This is a genomic window from Paraburkholderia sp. SOS3, assembly GCF_001922345.1.
In the GTDB taxonomy this organism is placed as follows: Bacteria; Pseudomonadota; Gammaproteobacteria; order Burkholderiales; family Burkholderiaceae; genus Paraburkholderia.
In genome coordinates, this window is record NZ_CP018811.1 from 1,469,720 (window position 1) to 1,486,176 (window position 16,457).

General features: G+C 66.6%; 14 protein-coding genes and 1 pseudogene. 3 read left to right on the plus strand and 12 right to left on the minus strand.

What is annotated here, in order from left to right; translation table 11 throughout:
- Positions 1-153: 153 nt before the first annotated feature.
- From BTO02_RS06735 to BTO02_RS06755, 5 genes and pseudogenes are all read right to left on the minus strand, one after another.
- On the minus strand, positions 154-1,320 hold the full coding sequence (locus BTO02_RS06735; protein WP_075158655.1) for a DUF1501 domain-containing protein: 1,167 nt from the start codon (positions 1,318-1,320) through the stop codon (positions 154-156).
- A gap of 2 nt (positions 1,321-1,322) precedes the next feature.
- Complete coding sequence (locus BTO02_RS06740) at positions 1,323-2,951, minus strand: DUF1800 domain-containing protein (RefSeq protein WP_075158654.1); 1,629 nt, start codon at positions 2,949-2,951, stop codon at positions 1,323-1,325.
- A 71-nt stretch (positions 2,952-3,022) separates the two neighbouring features.
- Complete coding sequence (locus BTO02_RS06745; RefSeq protein ID WP_075156386.1) at positions 3,023-3,559, minus strand: periplasmic heavy metal sensor; 537 nt, start codon at positions 3,557-3,559, stop codon at positions 3,023-3,025.
- Positions 3,556-3,996, minus strand: coding sequence for a hypothetical protein (locus BTO02_RS06750; protein ID WP_075156387.1), 441 nt, complete (start codon positions 3,994-3,996; stop codon positions 3,556-3,558). Before BTO02_RS06750 ends, BTO02_RS06745 begins: the two co-directional genes overlap by 4 nt.
- Positions 3,997-4,165: 169 nt before the next feature.
- A pseudogene (locus BTO02_RS06755) lies at positions 4,166-4,768 on the minus strand (RNA polymerase sigma factor); the annotation flags it as partial.
- A 394-nt stretch (positions 4,769-5,162) separates the two neighbouring features.
- Here BTO02_RS06755 and BTO02_RS06760 point away from each other — a divergent pair.
- Positions 5,163-5,606, plus strand: a complete 444-nt coding sequence (locus BTO02_RS06760; RefSeq protein ID WP_075158656.1) for a YciI family protein — start codon at positions 5,163-5,165, stop codon at positions 5,604-5,606.
- A gap of 98 nt (positions 5,607-5,704) precedes the next feature.
- Here the strand turns inward: BTO02_RS06760 and BTO02_RS06765 are convergent, their stop codons facing one another.
- The 5 genes from BTO02_RS06765 to BTO02_RS06785 form a co-directional block, all read right to left on the minus strand.
- A complete protein-coding gene (locus tag BTO02_RS06765; RefSeq protein WP_075156388.1) occupies positions 5,705-7,609 on the minus strand; it encodes a tetratricopeptide repeat protein in 1,905 nt (634 codons plus the stop codon).
- A 140-nt stretch (positions 7,610-7,749) separates the two neighbouring features.
- Positions 7,750-8,946 (minus strand): cytochrome P450, encoded by a 1,197-nt coding sequence (locus BTO02_RS06770; RefSeq protein ID WP_075156389.1) that lies wholly within the window; start codon positions 8,944-8,946, stop codon positions 7,750-7,752.
- A gap of 162 nt (positions 8,947-9,108) precedes the next feature.
- A complete protein-coding gene (locus BTO02_RS06775) occupies positions 9,109-10,326 on the minus strand; it encodes an MFS transporter (protein ID WP_075156390.1) in 1,218 nt (405 codons plus the stop codon).
- A 211-nt stretch (positions 10,327-10,537) separates the two neighbouring features.
- Positions 10,538-10,909: a superinfection immunity protein gene (locus tag BTO02_RS06780; RefSeq protein ID WP_075156391.1), complete on the minus strand. Its 372-nt coding sequence runs from the start codon at positions 10,907-10,909 to the stop codon at positions 10,538-10,540.
- Between the two features lie 156 nt (positions 10,910-11,065).
- Positions 11,066-12,427 (minus strand): TAXI family TRAP transporter solute-binding subunit, encoded by a 1,362-nt coding sequence (locus tag BTO02_RS06785; RefSeq protein WP_075156392.1) that lies wholly within the window; start codon positions 12,425-12,427, stop codon positions 11,066-11,068.
- 164 nt (positions 12,428-12,591) lie between these two features.
- On the opposite strand from BTO02_RS06785, the gene BTO02_RS06790 reads away from it, so the two are divergent.
- Entirely contained in the window at positions 12,592-12,858 is a 267-nt protein-coding gene (locus tag BTO02_RS06790; RefSeq protein WP_075156393.1) for a hypothetical protein, read from the plus strand.
- 38 nt (positions 12,859-12,896) lie between these two features.
- On the opposite strand, the gene BTO02_RS06795 is transcribed toward BTO02_RS06790, so the two are convergent.
- On the minus strand, positions 12,897-13,184 hold the full coding sequence (locus tag BTO02_RS06795; RefSeq protein ID WP_156883770.1) for a hypothetical protein: 288 nt from the start codon (positions 13,182-13,184) through the stop codon (positions 12,897-12,899).
- 222 nt (positions 13,185-13,406) lie between these two features.
- On the opposite strand from BTO02_RS06795, the gene BTO02_RS06800 reads away from it, so the two are divergent.
- Positions 13,407-14,672, plus strand: a complete 1,266-nt coding sequence (locus BTO02_RS06800; RefSeq protein ID WP_083615017.1) for a permease — start codon at positions 13,407-13,409, stop codon at positions 14,670-14,672.
- A 40-nt stretch (positions 14,673-14,712) separates the two neighbouring features.
- Here the strand turns inward: BTO02_RS06800 and BTO02_RS06805 are convergent, their stop codons facing one another.
- Positions 14,713-16,098 (minus strand): alpha/beta hydrolase family protein, encoded by a 1,386-nt coding sequence (locus tag BTO02_RS06805; RefSeq protein WP_075158657.1) that lies wholly within the window; start codon positions 16,096-16,098, stop codon positions 14,713-14,715.
- Positions 16,099-16,457 lie beyond the last annotated feature (359 nt).

A 16,457-nucleotide genomic window follows, 5' to 3' on the forward strand; every position in this document is an offset into this window, starting at 1 on the left:
GGCCAGGTGCGGTGGTTCGAGTCGTTCATGAGCGGAGCTTGGGTCGCGTTCGCGCCGCACGGCGTGCTTCATCGGCGCACGGGCCGTGCGGGCAGGTTCGGAGGTGCCGATTCTAACCAGCCAGAAAAAGCGGCGACGGCGCGGCCCGCTCCGTCACGCGCGCACAAGCCCTTCGATGGCCCGCTGCGCGACCGTTCGCCCGAATAATGCCGACGCCGTGCGTTGCGGATCGAGCCGCAGACTTTCCGCGGCGGCGCCCGCGATCAACGCATCGAGCGCGGCAGTCGGCTTCAGATCGCGGCCTTCGTACAGGTCCGACTGCCGCAAACCGGGCCAGTCCGCGATCACACGGCCGCCCGCCACCGCGCCGCCGACCAGCATCGCCGCCGACGCGGTGCCGTGATCGGTGCCGCCCGTGCCGTTTTCGGCCGCCGTGCGTCCGAACTCGGTCGCGACGAGCACCGTCGTGTGCGCCCATTGCGGACCGAGTCCGTCGCGCAATGCGGCGAGCAGCGCGTCGAGGCCTTTGAGTGTTGTCGCGAGCCGTTGCGTTTGCGCGCTATGCGTATCCCAGCCGGCGGTTTCGATCATCGCGATGCGCGGGCCGTCGTCGCGTGCGAGCAGCGTTGCGGCGAACTTGCCGAGCGTGCCCGCGTCCTGGCGTGCGCGCGTGCCCGAATCGCCGACCATCGCACGCGTCGCCGTCGCCGCTTCCCAGAGCGGCTTCAATTGCGCGTCGTGCTCGTAGAGCTGCGTGACGCGCATGATCAGGTCGTCCTGCGCGGGCGGCAGGGCCGATGGCGCGTATGACGTAACCGCGGTTCTGCCGCGCAGCGCCAACGGCACCGAGGGCGCGAAGGCGATCGCATCGGGCCCATGCGGCAGCAGCCCGGCGAGCCGGTTGAGCCAGCCGTCCTTCACCTGATACGGCGCGGTGCCGCCCGTTTCGAGCACGTTTTGCCCGTCGAAATGCGAGCGATCGCGATACGGCGAGGCGACCGCATGCACGAATAGCGCTTCGCGCGCCGCATACAGCCTGGCGGTTTCGGCGAGCGACGGATGCAGCGCGAACATGCCGTCGAGCTTCGTCGTGTTCGCCTGATCCATCGCGAGCGAGCCGCGCAGAGATGCATAGGCGGGGTCGCCGTACGGCATCACGATGTTGAGTCCATCGGCCGCGCCGCGCTGGATCACGAACACGAAGCGGCGTTCGGTATCGGCACGCGCGAAGGCGATGGCGGGGATCGAAAACGGCGCGACGAGCAACGCGCCCGCGCCCGCGGCCGTGGCGCGGATAAAACGACGACGGGAAATCACGATGCTTACCTCCGCTGGAAATCGGGTGAGACGAAGAGCAGCGCGAGCGCCGTCGATGCGCTTTCGGCGCGCGACACCGCGCTTGCCGTCGGCATGCTCAGTGAGCCCGCGAACAGGCGAGTGCCGAGCGTGCGCGCGTCGAGCCGGTCGCCGACGCGCGACGCGAGCCGCTGCGCGAGCTCGACACGCCGCAGCAGCGCATCGGGCGAGGCCCAGCTTGCCGCGACGTCGTCGTAGCCGGCGGGTGAGCCGGGCCGCCAGACCGGCTGGCCGAGCTGCGTGAAAAGCGGGGCGGCCTGCAGATTGCCGAGGTCTTGCCAGCCGAGCCCGCGCATCGCCGAGACGGTCCACTCCCACGGCGATTTGAACTTCGCGGACGCCGGCGACCACGCCTGCGGCGAGTCGATCAGCGCGCGATAGACGGTCGGCAGATCGCCGCCGCTTTGCGTGAACGCATTCGCAACGCGTGAGACGACCTCGGGCGGCGGCGTGTCCGCGATGAAATGGCGCGCGAGTTTGTCCGCGATATGACGCGCCGTGGCAGGCGACGATGCAAAGTCGTGCAGAACGGCGAGCGGTTGCGCTGCGCCGGTCTGGTCGTACTCGCGTCCGGTCACGGTGCGCATGCCTGGTTCATGCTGGGCCGTGCGGAAAACGAAATGGCCGGGTTCGGCGGCCTGGGCAGCGGCGCCTGCGCCGCGGCCGCCAGCGCGGGCAGGCGGCAATGCGACGCTCCAGCCCGTCAGCGCTCGCGCGAATTCGGTGACGTCCTGCTGCGTGTAGCCGCTGCGCGCGCCGAGCGTATGCAGCTCCATGATTTCGCGTGCGAGGTTCTCGTTGAGCCCGCGCGGACGCGCCTGCGGGGGCGCGGGCGAGGTGGCCGCTGACGTTATCGCTGACGTTATCGCTGAGGTTGCTGACGAGATTGCTTCCGGTGTCGCCTCATCACGCGCCGCGGCGCGCCTGGCCGCGACACTGTCGGGGCCGATCGAATTCGTCTGGTCGAGATAAAACTGCATCGCCGGATGCTGTTCGACGGCAACGAGCATGTCCTCGAAACGGCCAAGCACATGCGGGCGGATCGCTTCGGCTTCGAATGCGCCGGCCAGCACCGCGACCTGCGGTTTCTCGGTGGAGATCGCGAAGTGGTTTGCCCAGAAGTGCACGAGGCGTTCGACGAACGGCGTTTGCGTGTTCAGCGCGCTTAACACGCGGGCGTTGACGGCGTCGCGGTACGTCGTGACGATGTCGCTGCGCAGCGCTTTGCGCGCCTGCTGGGCGGCGGAAGTCGGTGTCGTGGCAGTCTCGGAGGCAGTCGATGGCGGCTGAGTCGATGGCGTGCCGCCTTCCATATTGTTCGCCGTACTGATTGCGCCCGATGCCGCCGCGTTCTTGCCGTGCTTGCGCATTTCGCTCACCTCGCGGCGGCGCTGCACGAAGTCGACGACGAGCGTTGCCGAATCGGGCTCGCGCGACCATGCGGGCGGCCGTGGATCGTACTGGTCGAATTGCGCGAGCAGCCATGCTTTCGGATCGGCCGGCACGGGCTCGTTTGCGCTCGCGCCGAGGCCGAAGCGGTTCAGTGCGATGGCGGCGGCGTGCGCGGCCGCATGGGCGTCATTCGAATCGTTCATCGGCATTCCTTTGCGTCGACTATGTCCGTTAAACGGACGCCGCCCGCCGATCCGTCGCTGCGCGCAAAAATTTACTGGCTGGCCGGTTTTGCGGACGGCTGTTTCGCCGCGGGCTGCCGCCACTGACCATATTCGCGCAGGCTGTCCGCGAATTGCGCGCGTTCCTGCGGCGACAGCGATGCGGCGAAATCGGCCACCGCCTGCTCGATGCGCGCACGCAATGCTTCATCGGCATTGCGCGTGCGGGCCAGCGCGGCGTCGAGCGCCGGGCGGTTCAGTTCCGGCTCGCCAAGCAGACTCAGCACATCGCGCCGCCCTTCGCGGCCGGAGCGCACGTAGCTGCGGCCGTCGCGGCGCGCCTGCTGCAAGTCCTGCGCGAATTGCTGGCGGCGTTCGTCGGAGAGCTGACCGGCGGCGAAGCGCAACGCGTGCTGCTGCGCTTGTGCCTGCGCTTGTGCCTGCGTTTGCGCCTGCGCTCGTTCGGCGCTTGCGGTTTCGCGAGGGCGGCTCGCGAACCATTGATAGGTGCCGCCCGCTATCGCGCCGAGCAGAAAGATATTGAGTACGAGCGATGCGATGAGCGCCCATTTCAGCGAGTGTCCGTTCATTCACCGCTCCAGTCGGAGGTTGTGCCGTCGAAGCCCGTGGCGAGCGAGGGTGCATCGAGTGTCGCGCCGGGCGTCGTGCGCAGCGGCGCGCTCCCCGCGAGCAGCACGAACGAGACGACGAACGCACCGGCCAGCGCGCCCGCGAGGCCCGCGCCGATAAACGCGGCACCGGACCACCAGACGCGTGCGCGCGGCGCGCGCGCGCGTGGCGGCACCGGCGCCGATGCGATGATGCGGCGCGTCAGCGCGGCGTCCGGTTGCGGCGGCGCGTCGGTCGCGAGCCATGCGTCGAGTTGCGCCGATGCCAGCAGCAGCGCATGCGCTTCGTCGCGATGCGTTTCGGCCCACGCGAGCGCGGCGGCGCGCTCGCCGGCCGGCCAGTGGCGCGCGTCGGCGCCATATGCGTCGACGATCGTACGGAAGCGGTCAGGTGTCATCGGAAGTCCTTCGGCGTGGGTGCGGTGAATCGGGCGTCGCCGCTCGTGCAGACGCTGCCGGCACTACCGGTGCTGCCCGCTGCGGCGGCGCAGAGGCGGGCGGCGGCGGACCCGACGTGCCTCGCGGCGCGGATGAAGACGCGAGCCGCGGCGCGGGGTGTGCGTTCGGCGCCGCCGCGAGATACGCGCGTAAATTGCGCCGCGCCCGCGCGAGCAGACTCTCGAGCGCATCGACCGTGATCCCCATCGCCGCGGCCGCGTCGGTATTCGACAGTTCCTGGTAGTACTGCAGCACGATCGCCTCGCGTTGCCGTATGGGCAGGGTCGCGAGCGCCGCGCGCACGTGCGCGTCGCGGGCATGCGCTTCGAGGCGGGCGTCGGGCGGCGGCACAGGGTCGACGCTGTCGGGCAACGCGTCGACCGGTTCGTCGCGGTTCGCGCGCAAGCGGTCGTAGCAGAGATTCAGCGCGACGCGGTGCAGCCACGTGTCGAAACGCGCCTCGCCTGCGCGCCAGCGCGGCGCGTGTTTCCAGATCCGCACGAACGCTTCCTGCGCGACGTCTTCGGCTTCCATACGGTCTCCGAGCATCCGCGTCGCGAGCGCGAGCAGACGCGGCAGCTTGCGCGCGACGAGCGCGCGCACGGCGGCCGGATCGGCGCGGGCGACTCGCGCGAGCAGGGCCGCATCGGGGTCGGCGTCCGGGGCCGCGCCTGGAGCCCTATCTGGAGACCCATCTGGAGACCCGTGCGGGTCGCGTTCGGTGTCGCTCAACGCGCGGCGTCCTGCTGGTCGTGCTGCCTGACGTCCCGCTTGACGCGCTGCGGCGGGCGGTGCATTAGGTGCTGCGCGATCGTGTGTTGCGCGAGGCTCATTCTGTTCTGCTCCCTGTCTGCTTCGAGCGAGGTCCGCACGCGGGTCGGAACGGCGCGGAACCGGACCGGTCGGGCTTTTTCCTCGTACGGGTGGCTATCGCTCGTTTACCGTTTAACGTGCGGACGGCGCGAAATCCGTCGCTCGGGCGCGTTATCGGCAAATTGTCGCGCGCAATGTCGATTTCGGCCACGCCGGTTCGTCGCCTCGTTGAAGCCGCCGTGCGGGCGCCAAATCGGGCGCCGGATCGGGCGCCCGCGCCGCGGTCTCCCCCAACCCGTCAAGGAGAATGAAGATGCGCGTCATGGTGATCGTCAAGGCGTCGCCCGAATCGGAAGCTGGCCAGTTGCCCGATACCGACATGTTCGCGGCCATGGGCCGCTTCAACGAGGAACTCGCCAAAGCCGGCGTGTTGCTCGACGCCGACGGCCTGCAGCCGAGTTCGCGCGGCAAGCGCGTGCGCTTCGCCGGCAGTTCGCGCACGGTCAGCGACGGGCCGTTTGCGCAGGTCGGCGAGCTTGTGGCGGGGTTCTGGCTCTGGCAGGTCGCATCGATGGACGAAGCCGTCGAATGGGTCAAGCGCTGCCCGAACCCGATGAACAGCGACTCCGATATCGAAATTCGCCCGCTGTACGAGATGGCCGATTTCGGCGATGCGTTTACGTCCGAATTGCGCGACCGGGAAGCGCGCCTGCGCGACGAGATCGAGCGCAATGCGAGCGGCGAGCGCGGTCAGTGATCAGGCGGGTGGGCGCCTCGCGCGCGCCGTTGACCGGCAACGGCGGCGTATCGTGCGGGGCGCGGCAGGCGGCACGCAGCGCGCGTCGCCTCGAAGCCTCAACGCGACTCCAGTTCCGCCTTCATCGCCTGAACCACCTGCGCCCAATCGCCAGGCTCCGGCTGCCGGAACGCGCGCATCGTGTCCGCATACCACGGCGATGCAGGCCCGTTGCGCGCATGGGTCCAGCGCCATTCGTTGTCGGTGGCAGGCAGCATGACCCAGCACGGCTTGCCGAGTGCGCCGGCCAGGTGCGCAGTCGCCGTGTCGACGCTGATCACGAGATCGAGTTGCGCGACGACGGCCGCCGCGTCGGCGAAGTCCGCAAGCTCCGGGCCGAGCGGCAGTATCGGCCGCTGCGCCGGCGCGCAGCCCGCTTCGTCTTCGCCGGCGCCTTTTTGCAGGCTCACGAAGCTCGCATTCGCCACGTCCCACAACGGCGCCAGCGTATCGAGCGACGGCAGCGAGCGCTTGTGGTCGTTCACATGCTTCGGATTGCCTTTCCAGACCAGACCGATCTTGCGGCCCGCGAGGCCTGCGAGCCGGGCACGCCATGCGTCGATGAGCCCCGCGTCGGGTGTGATGAAGTGCGCCGGCGGCAGCGTCTTGTCGTCGAGCAGGCCCGGCACGCTGAGCAGAAAGGTCCAGTAGTCGTACTGGCCTTCCGAAACGGCCGCGAGCGTGTCGAGCACCTCGTCGACGCCTTCGACGCTCCTGAATAGCCGGCTCAGAGCGGGCGGGCACGCGAACGTGAGACGCGCGACGCCGTGCGCCTTCAGTCGCGCGATATAGCGGCCGAACTGCAGCGCGTCGCCGAAACCCTGCTCGCGCCAGATCAGCAGCGACTTGCCGGCGAGCGGTTCGCCGTGCCAGCGCGGGCAGCTCACGTCGGGCGCCTGCGCGCGCTTCTGGCCGTCGCCGCGTTCGTGGCGCGCTTCGTAGAGCGGCCAGCCTTCCTCATAACGTTGCGCCTGCAACAACAGCGCGGCGAGGCCGAATTTCGCCGACGCGAGCTCCGGATGGATCGCGAGCGCGCGGCGATAGGCGGCTTCCGCTTCGTCGGTGCGGCCTTGCCGGTATAACGCGATGCCGAGCGTATGCAACGCGTTCGCGCTGTCTTCCTGAAACGCAAGCGCCGTGCGGCATGCCGCTTCGGCGTCGACGTAGCGATCGGTCTCGATCAGCGTGCTGCCGAGGCTCGTATGAACGTCGGGCAGATGCGGCGCCAGCGTTAGCGCGTGGCGCAGCGACGTTTCGGCTTCGTCGAAGCGCCTGAGCAGGTTCAGCAGCGCGCCGAGATGATGATGCGCCTGCACGAGATTCGGCTCGGCGACCAGCGCGGCGCGGTACATGACTTCCGCCTCGCGCAGCCTGTCGCCGTCGACCTGCAGTTTGCCGAGATTGAAATACGCTTCGCCGTACTCAGGGTTGCACGCCAGCGCTTGCACATACGCGGCCTGGGCTTCGTCGAGCCGCTTTTCGTCGTGCAGCAGCACGCCGAGATTGTTGTGCGCGACCGCGAGATTCGGCCGCAGTTCGATTGCCTTGCGATACGCGGCCTCCGCTTCGTGCGCACGCCCGGCGCGATGCAGCAGCAAGCCGAGGTTGTAATGCGCTTCCACATAGTCCGCGCGGCACGCGATTGCTGCGCGAAAGCTCGCTTCTGCTTGCGCCAGCCGTTCGAGGCGCCTGTAAAGGCTGCCGAGATTGCAATGCGATTCCGCGTAGTCGGGTTTGTCCGCGAGTGCGTGCTGCCAGAACTGTTCGGCATCGGCGAGCCGCTCGAGATTCTGCGCGCAGACGCCCGCAAGATTGAACGCGGCTGCGCGCGTCGCGCTCGCGGTGCGCTGCTGCATGATCGGTTGCAGGGCCGTCAGCGCATCGGCAAAGCGCTTGTTCGTGTAGAGCAGGACGGCGGCCTGCAGCAGTTGCGCATCGTTGCGCGGCGAATCGGATGACGTCATGGGCGAGCGGAACGGACGCGAAGGCAAGGCCCCAGCACCGGCAAAGGGGTCGTCAAGGTGATGAACGGACCGATTATCGCCCGTCTGCCTTTCTGATGCCTTCCGCGTGCGGCTCGGCGGTCTTTGACGATTTCCGGCGGTTACCAGCGCACGTGCAGCGTCTCGACGCCGCGCAGGCTGCTGCGGCCATTCCAGTGCAGATCGTCGAGCCCGTCGACCGTCAGGTTCGGCAGGCGCGTCAGCAGCGCGCCGAGCGCGGTCTCGAGTTCGAGCACCGCGAGGCGATAGCCGAGGCAGTGGTGCACGCCGCCGCCGAATGTGAGCACGCGCGGCAGCTCGCGGTCGATATCGAGCTGGTCGGGACGTTCGAACTTCGCCGGATCGCGGTTTGCCGCGCCAAGCGACAGATAGACGATCGAATCGCGCGGCACCGGAATGCCCGAGATTTCCATATCTTCGCTCGCGGTGCGGCCCGATAGCTGGGCGGAGCCTTCGTAACGCAGGCATTCGATGATCGCGTTCGGCAGCTTCGCCATATCGTGCCGCAGCGCGTCGAATTGCTGCGGATGGCGCTGCAGGGCGATCAGCGCGTTGCCGATCATATGCGACGTGGTCTCGTGACCAGCAAGGTAGAGCAGGATCACATTCGCGGCGATCTCTTCGTGCGTGAGCGTTTCGCCGTGATCTTCGGCCTTGAGCAGCATCGAAACCAGATCGGTGCCCGGCTGCTTGCGGCGCGCTTCGATGACTTCGGAGAAATAGGTGTCGAGCGTCCGGTAGGCATCGTTCGATATCGCAAGCTGCGCTTCGCCGGCCGGCGCGACGTCGAGCATTTTCGCCACGTGCTGGATCGCATCGCCGAGCTCTTTTGCATGTTCGACAGGCACGTCCAGCATGCGGCAAATCATCTCGATTGGAAACGGCATTGCGTACGCGGCCATGATGTCGACGCTGCCGTCGTTTTCGAAGCGGTCGATGAGGCGCTGGGCGCTCGTGCGCGCGATGTCGCGCATCGATTCGATCTGTCGTGCGTTGAAGGCCTGCATCATCAGGCCGCGCAGCCGCGTGTGCACGGGCGGGTTCATCAGCAGGAACATGCGGCCGTAGCCGCGCAGCACCGGCTGCTGCGCGCCTGCTTCGCCGTAGCGTTTGCGCACCGATGATTCGAAATTATGAACCATGCGGCGATCGTGCAGCAGCCTGTCGACCACGTCGTAGTGGCCCGAGAAGAACTGGTTCGGCCCGACCGGCACGAGCGGACCTGCTTCGCGCAAGGTGTCATACACCGGATACGGGTTGGCGAGAAACGAAGGCGTGGCGAAGTCGGCGAGGTTCATGGCGATGCTCGTGATGGGGAGCGCCGGGCGGCGATCCGTCGGGCGGTGGTCCGCCGATGTTCACGAGAACGTTCGACCGCACGGTGTATTCCCTTCGTTCGCTCGTCGGTCGAGTCAGGCTACCTGGAACGCTTTGACCCCATCGGCTTTGCCTGATGATTCCTAGTCACCGACCGCGCTCGCGTCGGGCCGCGCAGCACCTTTGCCGGTTACCAGAAACCCGAGCGCGGCGATCACGACGACGATCGTCACCGCGGCGAACAGCAGCGTCGCGTGACGGATGTCGGTCCGTTGCGTCGCGATGCCGAGTCCGATGACGGGCAGCGAAATCGCGACATAGAGCACGACGAAATAGGCCGACGTCACGGCGGCGCGCGCATCGGCGGGGCTGCGCGCGGTCAGTTCGCCGAGTCCGGCGCGAAAGCTCGCGCCCTGGCCGAGGCCGGCGAGCACGGTGCCGGCGAGCAGCGCGCTCTTCGCATCGCAGACGCTGCTGAGCGCGACGAGTACGAGGCCCGCGATCAGGCCGACGCAACCGGCCGGTTGCCTCCAGCGCGGTGCGAACCGGCTTTGCAAGGCCTGTCCGCACGCGGACGATGCGAACAGCAGAAACACGACGAGTCCGATCGCGACGTCGCTGTGAAAGCCGAGCACGCTGCGCATCAATTGCGGCGCGACGGCCGCGAAAAATCCGACCACGACGAAACCGGCGAAACCCGATAGCGCGGCGGGCACGAATGCGCCGCGCACGGGCCGCGGCAAGGCGATCCGTTGCATGCGCAACCGTGCGTGCGCGGCGAGGCGCGCGGTCTCGGGCACGCTGCGCACCGCAAGCAACGCGACGACGACAAGCGCGAGATGAACCGCATAGGGCGCACGCATCGGCGCCGGCAGGGACTCGACGATCAGACCGCCGAGCACGGGTCCGCAGCCGAGGCCGAGCATGTTCGATGCAGTGGCCGCGAGCGTGGCGCCATTGCGCCACTTCGCGGGCGCGGCTTCGATCACCGCGACGGTCGCAGTGCCCGTGAAAATGCCGGCTGAGACGCCCGAGATCAGCCGCGCCGCCATCAGCGCGGCGAGGCTCGTGCTCGCGAGAAACACCACGCCCGATGCCGCCGAGGCGATGAGCCCGTACGTCAGCATCCGCTTGCGGCCCAGCTGGTCGGACCAGTTGCCGACCATCAGCAACGCGGCCAGCACGCCAAAGGCATAACACGCGTAGATCACGGTGATCGTGGCCGGCGTGAAGCCGTACGCAATGCGGTAATAGCGGTAGACGGCGGTGGGAAGCGTCGTGCCCATCATATTGATGATGAACGCGAGCGCGAGTAGCAAAAACGCGCCGGACGTGCGCGGCGTGCCGGAGGCTGGGTGCATCGGGTACCGGTCTCCAGGGAAGATTGCGGGAAAGACGGGGCACCCGATTATCGTCAATGCGCGCATTCTCTGCTGACGGCCGTTCTGCGACCTTGCAGGACTGAAGGAAACCGCGCGCAAAAAAGCGACCGGGAGAAACTGCTCCACGGTCGCCAATCACTGCCTCTACGCATTCTCAGCAATACTTCGTTGCACGGTACGACAAGATTGCCTACCGGAACGTGCGATGACTGTTCTTCGCGTGGCGCTCGAAGTGCGCGCGCCGCACGTCGACGATTCTTGCTTCGGCCAGCCGCGGCGTGAACGGCGCGCCGTGCTGGACATGACTGACAAGCTTCTCGATCGTGCCGCGCGCAATCGCGGTGCGGGCCGAGCGCGCGATCTGCGCGAACCGTGCGCCGCCGTCGGGCGAGCGTGCCGCACGCAATGCCGCGAACCAGCCGATCACGGTCCAGCCCAGAAACACGTTGATCATCGTGATCGCGAACGCGTGACGGTGTTCGCGCGCATCCGCTTCGAGCGACGGCACGAGGTACACCACGAGTGCACCGATCAGTCCGATAGCTTCGACATATCTGGCCATTGCATCACCTCTTCTTCCTGTTGATCTACACGAGCCTTGTTGCGCCTGACTGCACCGCAGCGTCGTTGGATCCAATGTAGCCAGTTCGGGGTGGTGACGAAACAGGATGGTTCGCAAATCACAATAGCTGATTCCTGAACAATCGTGCGAGGACTGTCAGTCCGGTATGTTCGCGTGCGAGGTGCGGGCGGCAATCTGCACGATCCGGTGGCGCACCACGGCGATGGCCTGCTTCAATGCGTAAACATCCTGAAAGTAACGCTGCGGCATGCGGATTTGCCCCGCGTACGCATCGATCTCCTCGATTTCGTCGCGCCACTGCTCGACCTGCTCCGATGTCGGCTGCGCCGTTTGCCAGATCTCGTCCTCGAGCGACTTCAGTTCGCGATACCAGACCACGAGCCGTCTCTTGATGCGCGCCTCGAGCATGCGCGGCAACGCCTGGAGCAGACCGACGAGCACCGCGAGAAACGGCACGAGAATCAGCAGCCGCCGTTCGATGAAGCTCGCGAGCCAGAAAGGCAGATAGCGCTGCAGAAACGGCGGGCCGGACTTGAAGTAGCGCGTGCTTTCGTCGGAAACCGGAAACTCGGCGGTATCGAGGTTAGGGAATGCGCCGACCGGCGTGAAGTAGTCTTCGCCGCCGTGCACGGTCTTCGCGACTTCGAGCAGTACGAAGGTGAGCGCCGGATGCAGCGAATCTTTTGCGACCAGTTGCGCGGTCGCGGCAAGCAGCGTGACGTCTTCGCGCGGAAGATCCCTGGCGATGCTCGTCGCGCCGCGCGGATAGGTGATTTTGGCGAGCGCCGGGAATTTCTGCACGTACGCGTCGGCCAGTGCGAAGCTCATCAGCTTCAGGTCGCTGTTGAGCAGGGTTTGCTGCATCGGGGCGTCGGGGCGGCCGATAAAGAACGCCGCGTCGAGCGTACCGTTTTCGAGGCCCTGATACGCATCGGCCGCATCGAGCTGGAGCAGCGTCGAATTTTCGCGCGTCACATCGGCGAGGCCCAGCAGCGTTTCCGATACGTTCAGCAACCCGCTGCCCGGCACGCCGATCGAGATGCGCTTGCCGCGCAGTTCCGTGAGCTGGTCGACCTTCCCGGGACCGCGGTAGAACACCCAGATCGGTTCGTACGACACCGCGGCGATCGTCTGCAGATTATCGGTGTCCTTGGGGCGCACCGTGCCGGACTGGATAAAGCCGACTTCGTATTCGCTGGTGGGGTCGGCCAGACGCTCGTAGTTCTCGACGGACCCCGACGACGGGCGGATGTCGAGCGTGATGCCCTTGCGTTTGAGCAGCGGCGCATAGCGGTCGGCAAAGCTGCGATAGATGCCGCCGTCCGCGCCGGTCGTTATCACGATGCGGCTGCGCACCGCGGGCTCGGCGAGCGACCACAGAGCCCAGACGAGCGCCGCGAGCACCATCAGCACGACGGCGAGCAGTGTCCACCGGCGTGCGGGCGTGATTTTTCCTGTCGACTGAATGCGGTGCAGCGCCGGGTTGCGTTTTGGCATTCTCATTTCCCGTTATTGGCTTATGCGCTAAGGTGTGCCGCGTTTCATGCCTGCCGGCGACGATCATAGCGCACCCGATAGCGCGATATTGAGGCTGGACCTCCAGAAAACCCCGCGCGGCGGCGCACCAAAAGCGATCCGTATTTACGGGTAGACTTGTCCCCATGAACAAGTGCCCTTACTGCGAAAAGATTCGTGACGAATGGGACTGCCACGGCTCGGCGTGCCGCGCGGCAATCGCGAAGGCACTGCGCAGGCAACGTCAGGGCCTGCCGATGGTCCCGAAAGTCATTCGCAATGAGATTCCCGCGGGCGCGAGCACCGGCGAAGTCATCGCGCGGTTGTCGCGGCAGCGCTTGCGCGCGCGTCGCGGCAATGAGGAGCGCCGCGAGCGCAAGGAAATAGACAGAGCCGACGTCGACGTCGATTGACCGGCGCGGCGGTTCGTCGTATTGCGGTTGGCCGTCATCTATCGGATCGGCGCCTTCGTCGCCGCGCGCGGCGGAACCGACGCCCTTTTAAATGCCTCGATTTCCTTGCTGCGTCCACTCGCGATTTGCGCCGCGATGTGCGTCAGGCGCGCATCGTGCTGCTGCGCAGATGGGTTCTTCGCCTCGAAATGAGCCATCCAGCGCATGACGAATCCGGCGTCGATGTGGCCGGCGTACGGCGTGAGGCCGGCCGCATTCGCCGCGGAGCACGTCAATGCCAGTATGACTGCGCGGATGCCGAAGCGACGGATGGAGCCAGATTTCATTGCAAGACCGGTAAGTGGGGTTGCGGCGCACGCATAAGCCGCGCGCAGCCGCCTCGTCGATAAGTGTCGCGCATTCCCATGACGGAAGGTCAAGCGCCGGGATGAAAAACGCGCGAAAAGCGACAACCACTTGCAGTCGCCGTTTGTCGTGGCGTGGAAGCCGGGCCTGCATGACTAATCGCGCAATACTCGTTCATGTAATACCCCACGACGGAGTTTCGTATGCAGATCGCCGGCGCGCTTGGGCACGCACTGTGGATGTCATTCACGATGTTCTGGCAGATCTTCTGGGGCTTGAGCCTTGGGTTCCTGTTCTCGGCGATCGTCGAAGTGCTCGTTTCCAGGTCGGAAATGTCGAGGTTGCTGCCCGACGAATCGCCGCGGTCCCTGCTTCGCGCGAGCCTGCTCGGCGCCGTGTCGTCATCGTGCTCGTATGCCGCGGTCGCGATGGCGCGTTCGATCGTGCGCAAGGGCGGCAACTTTACCGCCGCGATGGCGTTCCAGATGGCAGCCACCAATCTCGTTCTGGAAATCGGCGTGCTCATGTGGGTGCTGCTCGCGTGGCAGTTCGCGGCGGCCGAATTTATCGGCGGGCCGATCATGATCGCCGCGCTCGCGGTGCTATTCCGGCTGTTCGCGTCCAATACGCTCAAGGAGTCGGCGCGCGAGCAGGCCGACAAGGGCATTGCGGGCAGCATGGAAGGTCATGCATCGATGGCGATGGCCGCGCAGCAGGGCACATGGAAACAGCGGCTGCTGTCGAAGGATGGGTGGATCGCGATCAGCCACGGCTATGTGATGAACTGGGCCATGCTCTGGAAGGACATCGGCGCGGGGCTGCTGATTGCCGGTGCGCTTGCCGCATGGGTGCCAGACAGCTTCTGGCAACGCTTCTTTCTGGCCGACGATCCGCATGTCGCGATGATCTGGGGCGCGTTTATCGGGCCGCTGATCGCGGTGGCGTCTTTTACGTGCTCGGTCGGCAATGTACCGCTCGCCGCGGTGCTGTGGAAAGGCGGCTTGAGTTTTGGCGGGGTTGCGTCGTTTATCTTCGGCGACCTGATCATCATCCCGATTCTGAATATTTACCGGAAGTACTACGGCGGCCGCATGACAGTGTTGATCGCCGCCACGTTCTATGTGGCGATGGTCGCCGCTGCGCTGCTCGTCGAGGCGCTGTTCGAGCTTGCGGGCTGGGTGCCGCAGCAGCGCCACGCGGCGGCGGCGGTCGGCGGCTCGATTACGCTCAACTACACGACGGTGCTCGATATTGCGTTCGGTGCCGTGTTCGTCGTGCTGACGTATGTGTTTTTCCGGACCGGCGGGCCCGAGATGATGCGGATGATGGAGCACGGGGAGCACGGAGGGCACGGGGAGCACGAGCGCGGCGGCCATGCGCACGGCGCAGCGGCAGCGGCAGCGGAAGTGGACGATGCGGGCCAATCACACCATTTGCACCGTTCGCACGATTCGCACGCTCGGCGCTGAACACAGACCTCGCCGTCGAATCAACGCGACGCACGGTGCGTCACCTGCCGCCCGCGCCGCTCCACACGACGTCGCCATCCACCGCATAGAGACGGCAATTCGCGTGTCCGCTTGCGCACTTCACGAGTGCGTCGCCGATCGGATCGACGCCCGACGACGCGCCCCATGCGCCGTCGGGCGCGATGGCGAACGCGCGTGGCCGCGGCATCGTCAGGAATTTCGAGTAGGCGAGACGGCCCTGAGCGCTCAGATAGGGCACGGCCGCCGCGTTCGCGAGCGGTGCGAATGCCGTGGCCGGCGGCGCATTGGCAAGCCGCGGCCAGACCACCGTGTTATCGACCGCATACAGCTGACAATACTGCGCCGTCTGCCAGCACCGCTCGAGCGCTGCGCTCGACGGATCGAAGCCGCCGGATGCCCACGATCCATTCGACATGCCGATCGCGATCGCGCGCGGCAGCGGCGCGGCGAGAAAGCCCCGGTACAGTTTTTCCTTCTGATCGTCGGTCAGATACGGAATTGCGCTGAGGTCGTTCAGCGCCGCAAAGGTCGTCGACTTCGGCGCGTGGCCGGGCAGATACTCGGGGTAGGTCTCGGTGCCCGGCATGCCGATGCTGCGCAGGAACGCATCGGCTTTCGGCACCCACAGCGGCAAGCCTGCGCCCGATGCCGTCATCGCATGCGCGTCCTTCTGGAACGCGCCGTAATCGACGAGCTCCGCGCGGCCGCCCGCCGCGGTGTAGTGCGCGTACATCTGACGCCACGTCGCGGTCGGGAAAATCTGGTCGTTGTCGCCGTAGAACCAGATCGAGCGCAGGCGCGTGCGCGCGCCCAATTGCCCGGCTGCGCTGACGAGGCTCGCGTCGGGCGACTGGCAGTCGCCTTCCTTGACGCCGCCCGCGAAGTTCAGCAGTCCCTTTACATCGCTGACGTCGACATCAGCGGCGGGGGTCGTCCCGCCAATCGAACCGAATGCGAGCGTGTTCCAGCCGCCCATGCTTTTGCCCGCCACGACGATACGCGATGCGTCGATGCCCGGCTGCTGCTTGACGACGTCGAGCACCTTGCGGATGTCGCGCGCGGCGTCGAGCCCGATGGCCGTCACGTCGCAGCCATGCGGCCGCAGATGGCCGTCTGAGCCGGCATAGCCGCGCATCATCGGCATCGCGACCGCGTAGCCGCGCGAGAGGAAGTAGTAAGGGATGAACTCGTCGGCGACGCGCGGCGCATTCGCCGGATCGTGCGACGCGCCGTGATTGACGAGCGCGAGCGGGAACGGCCCGCCGCGCGACGGCATATAGAGTGTGACCTGCAGGCGCACCGGCGGCGCCGTCTCGACGGGCACGGTCAGGACCGTTTCGTTTAGCGGTGCGGGGGGAAGGTCATGTGCGTCGCTGGCCGATGCGGCGGGCGCGCAAAGCGTCATGAGAAGCGCGATGAAAAACGCTATGCACGCAGGCGGCACGATCAGCGGCGCTCGCGTGATCGGGCGACGCATCGCGGCGTTCAAAGAAGTCGGGCGGGGGTTCAAGTGCCGGGTCGCACGCGGGTTACGTTGCCGCTTCCGATGCGCGGGCTGCAACGGTCGTGCTGAAGCCTGCGTGTTCGAATGCGGGTGTCACGCGGATGCAGGCCGCCGAAGCCGTTCGCGAAAGCAGCGCGAAAGTTCGCGACGTTTCAACCGCCGCAGACCGCGTTAAACACGTATATCGGCGCAATGAGGCAAAACTTGAAAACCGGTTACTGCGTTCGCTAGTCGCGGTGGGGCCTGTGACGCATCCGCGC

Bases quoted from the DNA above. Each gene is read 5' to 3' on its own strand.
- BTO02_RS06740 (WP_075158654.1), bottom strand. From the start codon at position 2,951: ATGAACGATTCGAATGACGCCCATGCGGCCGCGCACGCCGCCGCCATC.
- BTO02_RS06745 (WP_075156386.1), bottom strand. From the start codon at position 3,559: ATGAACGGACACTCGCTGAAATGGGCGCTCATCGCATCGCTCGTACTC.
- BTO02_RS06750 (WP_075156387.1), bottom strand. From the start codon at position 3,996: ATGACACCTGACCGCTTCCGTACGATCGTCGACGCATATGGCGCCGAC.
- BTO02_RS06760 (WP_075158656.1), top strand. From the start codon at position 5,163: ATGCGCGTCATGGTGATCGTCAAGGCGTCGCCCGAATCGGAAGCTGGC.
- BTO02_RS06765 (WP_075156388.1), bottom strand. From the start codon at position 7,609: ATGACGTCATCCGATTCGCCGCGCAACGATGCGCAACTGCTGCAGGCC.
- BTO02_RS06770 (WP_075156389.1), bottom strand. From the start codon at position 8,946: ATGAACCTCGCCGACTTCGCCACGCCTTCGTTTCTCGCCAACCCGTAT.
- BTO02_RS06775 (WP_075156390.1), bottom strand. From the start codon at position 10,326: ATGCACCCAGCCTCCGGCACGCCGCGCACGTCCGGCGCGTTTTTGCTA.
- BTO02_RS06780 (WP_075156391.1), bottom strand. From the start codon at position 10,909: ATGGCCAGATATGTCGAAGCTATCGGACTGATCGGTGCACTCGTGGTG.
- BTO02_RS06785 (WP_075156392.1), bottom strand. From the start codon at position 12,427: ATGCCAAAACGCAACCCGGCGCTGCACCGCATTCAGTCGACAGGAAAA.
- BTO02_RS06790 (WP_075156393.1), top strand. From the start codon at position 12,592: ATGAACAAGTGCCCTTACTGCGAAAAGATTCGTGACGAATGGGACTGC.
- BTO02_RS06795 (WP_156883770.1), bottom strand. From the start codon at position 13,184: ATGAAATCTGGCTCCATCCGTCGCTTCGGCATCCGCGCAGTCATACTG.
- BTO02_RS06800 (WP_083615017.1), top strand. From the start codon at position 13,407: ATGCAGATCGCCGGCGCGCTTGGGCACGCACTGTGGATGTCATTCACG.
- BTO02_RS06805 (WP_075158657.1), bottom strand. From the start codon at position 16,098: ATGACGCTTTGCGCGCCCGCCGCATCGGCCAGCGACGCACATGACCTT.